We start from the raw sequence: 12,598 nt of genomic DNA on the forward strand, positions 1-12,598 counted from the left end.
CATCGCGGAACTAGAGGTCGACCGCCATCTCCAGCTCGAGGGTCGTGGGATCGAGCGGATAGGGCAGCGTGCGGCCCGTGAAGGCGAAGCCGTGGCGCTCGTAATAGCGGATGGCGGGCACGTTGCTCTCATGGACTTCGAGCAGGAGGCGGCCGGAGCGCCGGCGTGCCCACGCCAGGACGGCCGTGAGGAGCGCGTCCGCGACACCGTGATCCCGGCCGCGCCATCCGGGTGTCACGTAGACGCCGACCAGGTGTGGGTCGGGCGAGCTCGCCGCGTGGAAGCCGCCCATGGTGCCGATCCAGCGCCCGTCGGGCGTCACCGCGCCGAACAGCTCGCTGGAGGCCGAGCCGTTCGCCGCGCGGCGGCGCCAGTGCTCCTCGGGGTGCGCCTGGGCGGCCTCCCGCGTCTCGAGGAACGCGATGGGAGTGTCCTCGAGCATCTCCAGCCGGATCGCGCGATAGGCCTGCCAGTCGGCCTCCACGGCCGGGCGGACCACCCAGGGCCGCTCGGCCCCGGAGGAACCCGTCGAGTCGCGCGGAAGCGCGCCCACGTCAGTTCCGCTCGGCCAGCAGCGCTTCGGCCTCCGCGAGCAGGATCGCCGTGCACAGGCCGTCGAGGGCCTCCGACAGCTCCGCCAACGGCGGGAAGGTCGGCGCGATGCGGATGTTCGCGTCGCGCGGGTCTTCGCCGTACGGGAAGGTCGCGCCGGCCGGCGTGACCGCGATCCCGGCCTCCTTGGCCAGCTGGACCGCTCGCTTCGCGCAGCCGTCGAGCACGTCGAGGCTGACGAAGTAGCCGCCGAGCGGTGCGTTCCACGCGCCGGCTCCCCACGGCTGCAGACGAGCGCGGAACGCCTCGTCGACGGCGGCGAACTTGGGCGCGAGGATGGCGCGGTGCTTCTCCATGTGCGCCGCCAGCCCGTCGGCGTCGCGAAGCAGCTGCACGTGACGCAGCTGGTTCAGCTTGTCGGGACCGATGCTCTGCGCCGCCGAGTTGTGCTGGAACCAGGCGATGTTCGTCTCGGAGCCGCCGATGAAGGCGACACCGGACCCGGGGAACGTGACCTTGGACGTGGAGGCGAAGATCAGCGGACGGTCGGGGTTGCCCGCCTCGGCGGCCAGGGCCAGGACGTCGATCGGCTCCGGGCGCTCGTCCGTCAGGTGGTGCACGACGTACGCGTTGTCCCAGAACAGCCGGAAGTCGGGCGCCGCGGGCAGCGAGACCAGCGCCCGCGCGACCTCTTCGCTGTAGACCGCACCTGTGGGGTTGGAGTACACCGGCACGCACCACATGCCCTTGATGCTGTCGTCGGTGGCGAGCAGCGTCTCGACCGTCTCGATGTCGGGGCCGTCGTCGTTCATCGGGACCGCGATCATGCGGATGCCGAAGCGCTCGCAGATGGTGAAGTGGCGGTCGTAGCCCGGCACCGGCGCGAGGAACGAGATCGGCTGGTGGCTCCAGGGGAGGTCGCCGCCGGGGACGCCGTGGAGGAGGGCCTGCGCGACGGTGTCGTGCATGATCGTGAGGCTGGCGTTGCCGAGCGCGAGGAGCTGCGCGGGAGGCACCCGCAGTGCGTCGGCGAAGATCGCGCGCAGCTCCGGCAGGCCGTTCGGGCCTCCGTAGTTGCGCAGGTCGGTGCCGGCGGCGTCGCGGAACGCTCCGTCGGGCAGGTGCAGCAGCTCGTTCGAGAGGTCGAGCTGCTCGGCCGACGGCTTGCCGCGCGTGATGTCGAGCGCGAGGCCGCGGGACTTGAGGTCGTCGTAGGCACGGGCGAACTCCGCGTGTGCGGCGCGCAGCGCTTCGGTGTCGAGGTCGGCGAGGGGAGCGGGAGCGGTGGTCACAATCCGATCGTACCGGCGCGCTGAGCGGGATGCCCGGTCGCGCTGTGCGAACATCCGGAGTGTGACGAACGAAGTGAAGCGCGGGCGGGGGCACACGCGGCTGAAGATGTACATCGCCCTGGCCGTCGGCGTCGTCGTCGCGGTCGCGACGTCGTTCTTCGATGCCGTCCACCACGCGGTCATCGCCGGCTGGGCGGCCGCGTGCCTGGTCTACATCCTGTGGATCTGGACGAGCGTGTGGCGCATGGACGCCTCCACCACCCGGAGCCACGCGACGCTGGAGGACCCGGGCCGCAGGACCGCCGACCTGGTGCTGATCATCGCCGCCCTGGCGAGCGTCGTGGCCGTCGTGTGGGTTCTCGTCGACGCACGGAACCTCAAGGGCGGCGCGCAGCTGGGAGTCGCCCTGCTCGCCGTGCTGAGCGTCGCGCTGTCCTGGCTGCTCGTCCACACGATCTACATGCTGCGGTACGCGCGCATCTACTACCGCAACGACGGCGGTGTGGACTTCAACCAGGACGATCCGCCGCAGTACAGCGACTTCGCGTACCTCTCCCTCACTCTCGGGATGACGTTCCAGGTGTCGGACACGAACATCTCCAGCTCCTACATCCGCCGGACGATCCTCCGTCACACACTGCTGTCTTACGTCTTCGGAACGGTGATCGTCGCGGCGACGGTGAACCTGGTGGCCGGCCTCACCTGACGTAGCGGATGAAGCGGTAGCGCAGCCCGCCCGCGGACTCCTGCCAGGCGTCCGCCGTCGCGGTCCACTCCATGCCGAGCGCGGGCGCGACGGTGTCGCCCGCCACGTCGAGGTCGATCTCGGTGACCTCGACGCGGTCGGCGAGCGGGAGGGCCTGGCCGTAGAGCTCGGCGCCGCCGATCACCCAGGTGGTCGCGGCCGCGGACGACGCGAGTGCGTCCTCCAGCGCGTGGACGACTGTCGCCCCCGGCGCGGAGTAATCGGCCTGTCTCGTCACCACGATGTTGTCGCGGCCGGGAAGCGGACGGAACCGCTCGGGGAGCGACTCCCAGGTGCGGCGTCCCATCACCACGGGGTCGCCTCCGGTCAGCTCGCGGAAGTGCTTCAGATCCTCCGGGAGGTGCCACGGCATCACGCCGCGGGCGCCGATGACCCGGTCGTGGGCCTCGGCCCAGATGAGCGCGAGGCTCATACGGCGACGGCCGCGCGGATCGCCGGGTGGTGCTGGTAGTCCTCGACGGAGAAGTCCTCGAACCGGTAGTCGAAGATGCTCTCCGGCGTGCGGGTGAAGCGCAGCGTCGGCGGGGGATACGGATCACGCGTGAGCTGCTCGGTCACCTGCTCGACGTGGTTGTCGTAGATGTGGCAGTCGCCGCCCGTCCAAACGAACTCGCCCGGCTCGAGTCCCACCTGCTGCGCGACCATCGCGGTGAGGAGGGCGTAGCTGGCGATGTTGAAGGGGACGCCGAGGAACATGTCGGCGCTGCGCTGGTAGAGCTGGCACGAGAGCCGGCCGTCGGCGACGTAGAACTGGAAGAACGCGTGGCAGGGCGCGAGGGCCATGTCCGGGATGTCGGCGACGTTCCACGCGGACACGATGATCCGGCGGGAGTCGGGGTCGCGGCGCAGCGTGTCGATCACCTGCTGGATCTGGTCGATGTGCGTTCCGTCCGGAGCAGGCCACGACCTCCATTGCACGCCGTAAACGGGGCCGAGCTCGCCGCGCTCGTCGGCCCACTCGTCCCAGATCGTCACGCCGTTGTCACGCAGCCAGCCCACATTGCTCTCGCCGCGGAGGAACCACAGCAGCTCGTAGGCGATCGACTTGAAGTGGACGCGCTTGGTCGTGATCAGAGGGAAGCCCTCTGCGAGGTCGAACCGCAGCTGGCGGCCGAACACGCTGCGCGTGCCTGTCCCGGTGCGGTCGGACTTGTGACTGCCGTTCGCGAGGACGTCGCGCAGCAGGTCTTCGTACGGAGTCGGGATCGGCGTGCTCATCGAGACGATGGTACTTCGCCCAGGGCGCGGATGACCCCTGACCCGCCAGACGTTCGCGTCGTAGGCTTCGGGCATGGCCGATGGTGTGGAGGGGGAAGGCATCGCCGAGCCGGACCGCAGGATCCGTCACAGCGACGACGAGCTGGCCGACGCCCTCCAGGCCGAAGTCGATCGCGTCACCGCGGCCATCCCGATCATCGCCGGGCCGACCGCGTCGCGGCCCGATGCCGCATCGCTCAGCGACGACGAGGTCACGGCGATCGTGGACGCCGACCTGCGGGTGCACGACACCACGGCGGCGATCGCCCACCTGCAGTCGGTGCTGCAGGCCCGGGCGGCGACGTCGGCCGTTCCGGTCGTGGGGGCGGAGGGGTCTGTAGCCCCGGCGCCAGAGGCCGAGCCCGAGACCGAGCCCGCGACCGAGCGACCCGCGGACGACGAGGACGAAGACGCCTGGGTCGGGCCGCCGACGCAGCTGATCAGCTTCGACGACCTCCCGGTGCGGAGGCGCGACACCGGACCGCAGCCGACGTACAGCGCCTGGGTCGGCGCGGCGGTGCCGCAGCCGCAGCGCGTGGCGCGAGCGCAGCCTCCGGCACCGGCGGCCGGGGTCGCAGAGGAGGTCGCGGACGAGGTCGCGCCCCCGAAGTTCCCGACCGTCGCGATGGAGGCGCCGTCGGCTCCGCAGGAGAGCGAGCCCGATGGCGGCGGGCACGGCGAGGCCGCCACGTCGGCCGCGCGCATCGAGCCGCTCGGGTTCGTCCCGGAGGAGTTCGCTCCGCGCGACTCCCAGCCCGTGCCCCTCGTCTCGGACGTGCTGCCGTCCGCGCCGGCGGTCGTGCCGCTCGCCGCCCAGGAGCCGCTGGTCGCGCACGACCTCGGCGCGACGACCACGAGTCCCGACCACATCGACCGGGATGTCGCAGACGACGCCGACGACGTGCGGGCCGGCGCCCCCACGCCTGTGGCGACGCCGCGGCTGGCCGACGGCTCCGTTCTCTTCGGCGCCCCGCCGGCGCCGCCCCCGCCGTTCGTCCCGGAGACCGCCGATCTGGAGCCGACGCCGCTGGAGCAGCGGGCCGGGAGGGCGTCCCGGCTGTTCTGGCTGTGGTTCGCCGGCACGTCCTCCCTGATCAGCGTCGGGGTGGGCGCGACCCTCTTCTTGCTCGGGCTCAGCCTCCGGCAGCTGCTGGTCGCGACGCTCGTCGGTGTCGCGCTCTCGTTCCTCCCGCTGGGGCTGGGCACGCTGGCGGGCAAGTGGAGCGGGCAGCCGACGATGGTCGTCTCCCGCGCCACCTTCGGGCTGCTCGGCAACGCCGTGCCGACCGCGCTGGCCCTGGTCACCAAGGTGTTCTGGGGCGCAGTGCTGCTGTGGCTGGCGGGCTCGGCGGCGGGATCGGTGGCGATCGCCGGCGGCTGGTCGCTGCTCGGTGTCGGACCGACTGCGTTCGCGCTCCTGCTCACGGTGGGGATCGCGGGCGCCGTCGCGTTCTACGGCTACGGGCTGCTCGCGCGGGTGCAGCTGGTGCTGACGATCGCCTCCGCGGTGCTGATCGTCGTGATGATCGCCGCCACCTGGCGGCACGTCGACCTCTCGCGGGCGCTCGCCGTGCCCGACGCCCTGTGGACCCACGTCGTCACCGGAGCCGTCCTCGTGTTCAGCTACGTCGGGCTGGCGTGGGCGATGAGCAGCGCGGAGGTCGCCCGCTATCAGCACCCGAAGTCCTCCGGCGCCGCCGGCATGCTCTGGGCGACCTTCGGAGCCGGGGTGCCGCCGTTCGTGCTCGTCTCCTACGGCGGTCTGCTCGCCGCCTCCGACCCGCCGCTGGCCGCCGCCCTCGCGCGCGACCCCGTCGCCGGGCTGACCCGGCTCGGCCTGCCGGTCTGGTACCCGGTGCCGCTGCTGCTCGCGGTCGGTCTCAGCCTGATCTCCGCTCTCGTGCTGACGATGTACTCGGGAGGCTTCACGCTCGACGCGCTGGGCGTCCGGATCGGGAGGCGGTGGAGCACCGTCGTCGTCGGCGGTGCGATCGCGCTCGCCGGGATCGCCCTGGCGCTCACGGTGCGCGACCTCGACGACGTGCTGCGCGGCCTCCCCACCACGCTGGCGGTTCCGGTGGCGGCGTGGGCCGGGCTGTTCACGGGCGAGATGATGCTGCGCACCCGTCGGTTCCATCAGGCGTCGCTGGTGAACCGCGGCGGCGTCTATCCGGACTGGCGGTGGACGAACCTGGCGATGCTCGTGGTGGCCAGTGCGGTGGGCCTCGGATTCGTGAGCTCGCCGCTGCCCTGGCTCGCGTGGGAGGGCTACCTCTTCCGGCTGCTGGGCGCCGACCCGAACGCGGGCATCGGCGCGAGCAACATCGGCGTCGTGATCGCGCTCGCTGTCGGCCTCCTCACCCCGATCGTCTCGGCCGTGCCCGCCGTCCGCCGCCAGGAGCGCGCGCAGGCATAGCCGTGTCCGTGGCCAACGGAGGAGATCCGAGCTGTGGAGGTCGTGAAGGGCGGTCGACGGAGGAGATCCGTGGGTCGCGGGGCCGGATCTCCTCCTTTGCCTCTCCTCCTTTGCCGCCGCAGCCGGGCCGGAGGCCGATCACGTAGGCTCTACTGCGTGCCGCACACTCTCCGTTCCGTCTGCGAGGTCGTCGAATCGCTCTGGCCGATCGCCGGCGCGGAAGGGTGGGATGCGCCCGGCCTGGTCTCGGGCGATCCGGAGGCTCCGGTCGACCGCATCCTCCTCACGGTGGACGCCGTGGCCGCCACCGTCGACGAAGCCGTCGGCCTCGATGCCGACCTCGTCATCGCACACCATCCGCTTCTGCTGCGCGGTGTCACCTCCATCGCCGAGGACCGCTACAAGGGCGCCCTCCTGGCCACGCTGATCCGCGCCGACTGCGCCCTCATCGCAGCCCACACCAACGCCGACGTCGTCGCCGACGGCACCAGCGCCGTGCTGGCCGCGAAGCTCGGACTCGTCGACACCGCTCCGATCGAGCCGGCGCCCGACGGCATCACCGGCATCGGGCGCGTCGGCACGCTCCGCGAGCCGACGACGCTCGGAGCCCTCGCCCGGGTCGTCGCCGACCTGCTGCCGCCCACCGCGGGCGGCGTGCGCGCGGCGGGCGACTATCACCAGCCGGTCTCGCGGGTCGCCGTGTGCGGCGGCGCGGGCGACTCGCTGCTCGCGACGGAGGCCGTCCGAGGCGCCGACGTCTACATCACTGCCGACCTCCGGCATCATCCCGCGTCGGAGGCGCGCGAGCAGGCGGTGCTCGGCGGCGGCCCCGCCCTGCTCGATGTCTCGCACTGGGCGAGCGAGTGGCTGTGGCTCGACACGGCGGCGGAGGCGTTGCGCGGCGCTCTCCCCGGTGTGGAGGTCACGGTCAGCGAGCTGCGCACCGACCCGTGGGACTTCGCCATCCTGCAATGAGCCTCCATCAGCGACGATGAACACACCGAGCACCCGAGCGATGAACACGACAGCGATGAACACGACAGCAGAGAGCAGAGCACTGTGAAAGCCAGCCCCTCCGATCAGAACGAGCTCTTGAGGCTGCAAGCCGCCGACACGCGGCTCAGCCAGCTCGACCACGCCGTCAAGAACCTCCCGCAGGCCAAAGAGCTCGCCGCCCTTCAGCCGGAGGTCGACGCTCTCCGGGCGCGCTGGATCGCGGCGACCGGCGAGGTCGAGGACGCCCGGTCCGAGCTCAAGCGTGTCGAGTCGGACGTCGAGATCGTGGAGGCGCGCAAGCGCCGCGACACCGAGCGGGTGCAGCACACGTCGTCGATGAAGGATGTGCAGGCGCTCGAAGCCGAGCTCGCCTCCCTCGGCAAGCGGCAGAACGACCTCGAGGAGATCGAGCTCACCGTCATGGAGCGCGTCGAATCCCTCGAGGGCGCGCTGGCGGCCATCGAGGCCGAGCGCTCCGAGCTCGAGAGCCGGGTGCAGACGCTGGAGGCCGCGCGCGACGCCGAGGCCGGAACCGTCGGCGCCCAGCGCGACGCCCTCGCCCGCGACCGGGCCACCATCGCCGGAGCACTCCCGGACGACCTGGTCGCCCTGTACGAGCGCCAGCGCGCGCGCTACGGTCTGGGCGCCGCCCTCCTCGTGCGCGGGGTGTCGATGGGCTCGAACGTCAAGCTCACCGAGTCCGACCTCGCCGAGATCCGCCGTGCGGCCGACGACGACGTCGTGCTGTGCCCGGACAGCGGCGCCATCCTCATCCGCAACGAGGAATCGGGACTCTGACCCGACTGTGATCGCCGGGCTGCCGGCCAGCTGCTCTGCGCTAGGGTGGAGGCCGGAACGGGACGGCCAGACGGTCGCGTCGGCCCGCGCGAGCGGGCTGCCGAGGAACGTCCGGGCTCCACAGAGCAGGGTGGTGGGTAACACCCACCCGGGGTGACCCGCGAGAAAGTGCAACAGAGAGCAGACCGCCTCGCACGCGAGTGCGCGGTAAGGGTGAAACGGTGGTGTAAGAGACCACCAGCGGCCGGGGTGACTCGGCCGGCTGGGTAAACCTCGCCTGGAGCAAGGTCAGACAGGGGACCATGAGGTGGCTCGCCTCGTCCCCGGGTAGACCGCTAGAGGGCGGCGGCAACGTCGTCCCGAGAGAGATGGCCGTCCGCGGCGCGCGAGCGCCGTGACAGAACCCGGCGTATCGGCCGTCCCGTTCCGCTCACGAGCTTCCGCTCACTCGGCCCCTGGCTCGGGGTCGGGGGAGAAGCGGTAGCCCATGCCTGCCTCCGTCAGCAGGTAGCGCGGGGCGGAGGGCACGGGCTCGAGCTTCTTGCGCAGCTGCGCCAGATAGAGCCGCAGGTAGCCGGTGTCGTTCGTGTACTGCGGACCCCAGACCTGCGTGAGCAGCGCCTGCCGGGTCACCAGCCGGCGCGGGTTGCGCAGCAGCACCTCCAGGATCGCCCACTCGGTGGGGGTGAGGCGCACGGGGCTCTCGCCGTCGGCCGTGCGTCTGAGCACCTGGTGCGCCGCGAGGTCGACCGTGACGTCCCCGAACCGCACCGCGGGCTCGTCGGAGGAGCTCGACTGGCGGCGGGTCAGGGCGCGGATGCGCGCGAGCAGCTCGTCCGCCGCGAAGGGCTTCGTCACATAGTCGTCGGCGCCGGCATCGAGCGCGTCCACCTTGTCGGCGGAGCCCGTGCGACCGGAGACGACGAGGATCGGCACCGACGACCAGCCACGCAGCCCTTCGATGACCTCGATGCCGTTCAGCTCCGGCATTCCCAGGTCGAGCATGACGAGGTCGGGATGGTGCTCGACCGCCTGCGACAGCGCCTCGGCGCCCGTCTGGGCGGTGATCACCTCGTAACCGCGCGCCCCGAGCAGGATGCGGAGCGCGCGGAGGATCTGCTGGTCGTCGTCGGCGATCAGGATCCTCATCGCTGTCCCTCCGTGTCATCGGTAGCAGTGTGTTCGGTAGCCGTGCGGTCGGTGGCCGTGCGGTCGGTGGCCGCGGGGAGCGAGACCACCATCGTGAGGCCGCCTCCCGGCGTGTCCTCGGCCTCCAGTGTGCCGCCCATGCCCTCGGCGAATCCCTTCGACAGCGCGAGGCCGAGGCCGATCCCCGCGTCGTTGTCGGTGTCGCCGAGACGCTGGAACGGCTGGAAGACGGCCTCGCGGCGCTCGCCGGGGATGCCAGGCCCGTGGTCGATCACCCGCAGCTGCACCGTGCCCCCGAACTCGCTCGCCGCGATGACGGGAGGCTGGTCGCGCGGCGAGAAACGCAGTGCGTTGCCCAGCAGGTTCACCAGGACCCGCTGCAGGAGCACGCCGTCGGCGATCACAGCGGGGATTCCCTCGGGAAGGTCGAGGTCCACCTCGGCGGGACCGAGCCCCAGCTCGTCCAGAGCGGGCGGGATGACATCGTCGATCTCGGTCGGTGCGAGCGACACCCCGAGCACGCCGGCCTCCACCCGGCTCGCGTCGAGCAGGTTGGTGACGAGGGTCGCCAGCGCGCGGAGGCTGTCCTCCGCGGTCTCCAGGAGCGCCTCCCGGTCGGCCTCGTCGAGGGAGACGTCGGTCTGTCGCAGGGTGGTGACGGCCGCGGTCGCGGCGGCCAGCGGACGGCGGAGGTCGTGGCCGACCGCCGCGAGGAGGGCGCTCCGCACGCGGTCGGTTTCGGCGAGCGGCCCGAGTTCGCTGGCGGTGGCGGCGAGGTCCCTGTGCTCCAGCGCGGCATCCAGCTGGGCGATGATCGCGGCCAGCAGGCGCCGGTCGGCGGCCTCCAGGTCGCGGCCCGAGAGCTCGAGCGTGCCGCGCTCGCCGACCGGCATGCGCTGCGTGTGGGCGGGGTCCGCCGGCTCTCCGTCTGTGGCGATCACTTCGTCGCCGTCGAGGAGCCGCACGCCGGTCAGGCCGAACGCCTCGCGCGTGCGGGTCACCAGCGCCTGCAGGGCGTCTTCACCGCGGATGACGCCGCCGGCGACCGTGGCAAGGAGTTCCGCCTCGGCCGCCGCCCGTTGCGCCGCCCGGGTGCGGCGCGCGGCCTGGTCGACGACCAGGCTGACCAGCGCGGCGATGACGAGGAAGAGCACGAGCGCGACCAGGTGGGACGGCTCGGCGATCGTGATCGTGTACAGGGGGTCCACGAAGAAGAAGTCGAGCGTCAGCCCGGAGAACAGTGCAGCGAACAGTGCGGGCCAGATCCCGCCGACCAGGGCGACGATCACGACCAGCAACTGGTAGCTGAGAACGTCGGCCGTCATCGAGTCGGAGGAGCGGGAGTTCACCAGCAGCAGTGTCAGCAGCGGTCCGCCGATCAGCGCCAGGAGGAAGCCGTAGACCTGTCGCCGCAGGGTCAGCGCGCCCCGTCGCCGGGGGAGGGGGAACCGCCCTCCCGCTCGCGAGTGGGACACGATGTGCACGTCGATGTCTCCGGACTCCCGGATAACGGTCGCGCCGATCCCCGGCCCGGTGAGCAGCGCGGCGAGCCGGCTGCGCCGCGAGACGCCGATCACCAGCTGGGTCGCGTTCTCACCGCGCGCGAAGTCGACGAGCGCGCGCGGGATGTCGCTGCCGACCACTTGGTGGTAGCTGCCGCCGAGTTGCTCGACCAGGGCGCGCTGGGAGGCGAGTGCTCCTGGCGTGGCCTCGCGGAGGCCGTCCTGGCTGGTGATGTGGACCGCCAGCAGCTCCCCGCCGGCCGAGCGGGCGGCGATGCGCGCGCCGCGGCGCAGCAGCGTCTCGCCTTCCGGGCCGCCGGTGAGGGCGACCACGACGCGCTCGCGAGCCTCCCATTTGCCGGCGATGCCGTGCTCGGCGCGGTATCTCTGCAGCGCGGAGTCGACTTCGTCGGCCAGCCAGAGCAGGGCGAGCTCGCGCAGTGCGGTCAGGTTGCCGAGGCGGAAGTAGTTCGACAGTGCCGCGTCCACCCGCGCTGCCGGATAGACGACGCCCTCGGCCAGCCGGTCGCGCAGCGCCTGCGGTGCGAGGTCGACGACCTCGATCTGGTCGGCGCGGCGCAGCACGGCGTCGGGGATCGTCTCGCGCTGTTGCACGCCGGTGATCTGCTCGACGACATCGTTCAGCGACTCGATGTGCTGGATGTTGACCGTCGACATCACGTCGATGCCGGCGGCGAGCATCGCCTCCACGTCCTCCCAGCGCTTCTCGTTCTGGAGGCCGGGGGCGTTGGTGTGGGCCAGCTCGTCCACCAGGGCGACCTCCGGCCGGCGGGCGAGCACGGCGTCCAGATCGAGCTCGCTGAGCTCGACGCCGCGATGCTCGACCGTGCGGCGGGGCACGACCTCCAGCCCGCCGAGGAGGGCAGCGGTGGCAGCGCGGCCGTGGGTCTCAACGACCGCGACCACTACATCCTTGCCCAGAGCCCGGAGTCGCTTGCCCTCTTCGAGCATGGCGTAGGTCTTACCGACGCCGGGTGCCGCGCCGAGCATGACCCGGAGATGACCACGCGACATGGGCTCTCGCTCCTAACTCTCGGGCGGGATGCCCACCTCGGCCGACCGCCCGCGCTCGCCGGCGTCGCGGCGCTCGCCGCGGACCGCCAGCGCCGCCGCCCCGAGGATGCCCGCGTTGTTGCGGTGCACCGCAGGCACGATCTCGGTCTTGAGATCCAGCAGCGGCAGGAAGTCCTGATAGTTCTTCGACACCCCGCCGCCGACGATGAAGAGGTCGGGCGTGAACAGGAACTCGACCGTCGAGTAGTACTTCTGGAGGCGCTTGGCCCACTTCTCCCAGGAGAGCTCCTCGCGCTCCTTCGCCGAGTAGGCGGCGCGGGACTCCGCGTCGTGGCCGTCGATCTCGAGGTGACCCAGCTCCGCGTTCGGGATGAGCACTCCGTCGTAGATGAGGGCCGAGCCGATGCCCGTGCCGAGCGTCGTCATGATGACCAGCCCGTCCCGTCCCTTCGCTGCGCCGAACCGGGTCTCGGCGTAGCCGGCTGCATCGGCGTCGTTGACGAAGTGGATGTCGCGGCCCAGCCCCTTCTCGAAGAGCTCTTCGGCGTGGAGGCCGATCCATTTCTTGGAGACGTTGGCCGCCGACAGCGTGACGCCATGGCTGACGATCGCCGGGAAGCACACGCCGACCGGCGCGTCCGGATCCTCGGCGGCCAGCTTCTCGACGATCTCCTTCGTGGTCTCCACGATGTCGTCGGGCTTTCCGCCTTCCGGGGTCGGCAGCTTGACCCGGTCGCTGAGCAGTTCCCCGGTCTCGAGGTCGACCAGCGCCCCCTTGATGCCCGTTCCGCCGACGTCGATTCCGATTGCGTGGTTCTGCGCGCTCATGCCCACG

General features: G+C 71.6%; 11 protein-coding genes and 1 other RNA gene. 5 read left to right on the forward strand and 7 right to left on the reverse strand.

Annotated elements, in window-relative coordinates:
• Nucleotides 1-10: 10 nt before the first annotated feature.
• Nucleotides 11-553 (reverse strand): GNAT family N-acetyltransferase, encoded by a 543-nt coding sequence (locus ASF88_RS06430; RefSeq protein ID WP_055915654.1) that lies wholly within the window; start codon nucleotides 551-553, stop codon nucleotides 11-13.
• Nucleotide 554: 1 nt separating this feature from the next.
• Nucleotides 555-1,844, reverse strand: coding sequence for an aminotransferase class I/II-fold pyridoxal phosphate-dependent enzyme (locus ASF88_RS06435; protein ID WP_055915656.1), 1,290 nt, complete (start codon nucleotides 1,842-1,844; stop codon nucleotides 555-557).
• A 61-nt stretch (nucleotides 1,845-1,905) separates the two neighbouring features.
• Here ASF88_RS06435 and ASF88_RS06440 point away from each other — a divergent pair, with 61 nt between their 5' ends.
• Nucleotides 1,906-2,550: a DUF1345 domain-containing protein gene (locus tag ASF88_RS06440; RefSeq protein ID WP_055915658.1), complete on the forward strand. Its 645-nt coding sequence runs from the start codon at nucleotides 1,906-1,908 to the stop codon at nucleotides 2,548-2,550.
• On the opposite strand, the gene ASF88_RS06445 is transcribed toward ASF88_RS06440, so the two are convergent.
• Together ASF88_RS06445 and ASF88_RS06450 are read right to left on the reverse strand one after the other, a co-directional pair.
• Nucleotides 2,543-3,022, reverse strand: a complete 480-nt coding sequence (locus ASF88_RS06445) for a dihydrofolate reductase (protein ID WP_055915660.1) — start codon at nucleotides 3,020-3,022, stop codon at nucleotides 2,543-2,545. The two genes, ASF88_RS06440 and ASF88_RS06445, sit on opposite strands and share 8 nt — an antisense overlap.
• Nucleotides 3,019-3,828 carry a thymidylate synthase gene (locus ASF88_RS06450; protein ID WP_055915662.1) on the reverse strand — a complete coding sequence of 270 codons (810 nt, stop codon included), beginning with the start codon at nucleotides 3,826-3,828 and terminating at the stop codon, nucleotides 3,019-3,021. The genes ASF88_RS06445 and ASF88_RS06450 overlap by 4 nt, the downstream gene beginning before the upstream one ends.
• Before the next feature lie 73 nt (nucleotides 3,829-3,901).
• On the opposite strand from ASF88_RS06450, the gene ASF88_RS06455 reads away from it, so the two are divergent.
• The 4 genes from ASF88_RS06455 to rnpB all read left to right on the forward strand — a co-directional run bounded on the left by ASF88_RS06455 (nucleotide 3,902) and on the right by rnpB (nucleotide 8,505).
• Nucleotides 3,902-6,283: a purine-cytosine permease family protein gene (locus tag ASF88_RS06455; RefSeq protein WP_055915664.1), complete on the forward strand. Its 2,382-nt coding sequence runs from the start codon at nucleotides 3,902-3,904 to the stop codon at nucleotides 6,281-6,283.
• A gap of 156 nt (nucleotides 6,284-6,439) precedes the next feature.
• A complete protein-coding gene (locus tag ASF88_RS06460; RefSeq protein ID WP_055915666.1) occupies nucleotides 6,440-7,258 on the forward strand; it encodes a Nif3-like dinuclear metal center hexameric protein in 819 nt (272 codons plus the stop codon).
• Nucleotides 7,259-7,342: 84 nt separating this feature from the next.
• Nucleotides 7,343-8,077 carry a zinc ribbon domain-containing protein gene (locus ASF88_RS06465; protein WP_055915668.1) on the forward strand — a complete coding sequence of 245 codons (735 nt, stop codon included), beginning with the start codon at nucleotides 7,343-7,345 and terminating at the stop codon, nucleotides 8,075-8,077.
• 58 nt (nucleotides 8,078-8,135) lie between these two features.
• Nucleotides 8,136-8,505: RNase P RNA component class A (gene rnpB, locus ASF88_RS08965), an RNA gene on the forward strand.
• Between the two features lie 16 nt (nucleotides 8,506-8,521).
• Here rnpB and ASF88_RS06470 read toward each other — a convergent pair.
• Genes ASF88_RS06470 through ppgK form a run of 3 tightly spaced genes read right to left on the reverse strand, consistent with a single transcriptional unit; the run spans nucleotide 8,522 to nucleotide 12,591 of the window.
• A complete protein-coding gene (locus tag ASF88_RS06470; protein ID WP_055915670.1) occupies nucleotides 8,522-9,226 on the reverse strand; it encodes a response regulator in 705 nt (234 codons plus the stop codon).
• Nucleotides 9,223-11,763 (reverse strand): DUF4118 domain-containing protein, encoded by a 2,541-nt coding sequence (locus ASF88_RS06475; protein WP_055915673.1) that lies wholly within the window; start codon nucleotides 11,761-11,763, stop codon nucleotides 9,223-9,225. Before ASF88_RS06475 ends, ASF88_RS06470 begins: the two co-directional genes overlap by 4 nt.
• Before the next feature lie 12 nt (nucleotides 11,764-11,775).
• Nucleotides 11,776-12,591: a polyphosphate--glucose phosphotransferase gene (ppgK, locus tag ASF88_RS06480; RefSeq protein WP_055915675.1), complete on the reverse strand. Its 816-nt coding sequence runs from the start codon at nucleotides 12,589-12,591 to the stop codon at nucleotides 11,776-11,778.
• Nucleotides 12,592-12,598: the final 7 nt, after the last annotated feature.

Origin of the sequence: Leifsonia sp. Leaf336 (genome assembly GCF_001423695.1) — a bacterium.
Taxonomy (GTDB): Bacteria; Actinomycetota; Actinomycetes; order Actinomycetales; family Microbacteriaceae; genus Leifsonia.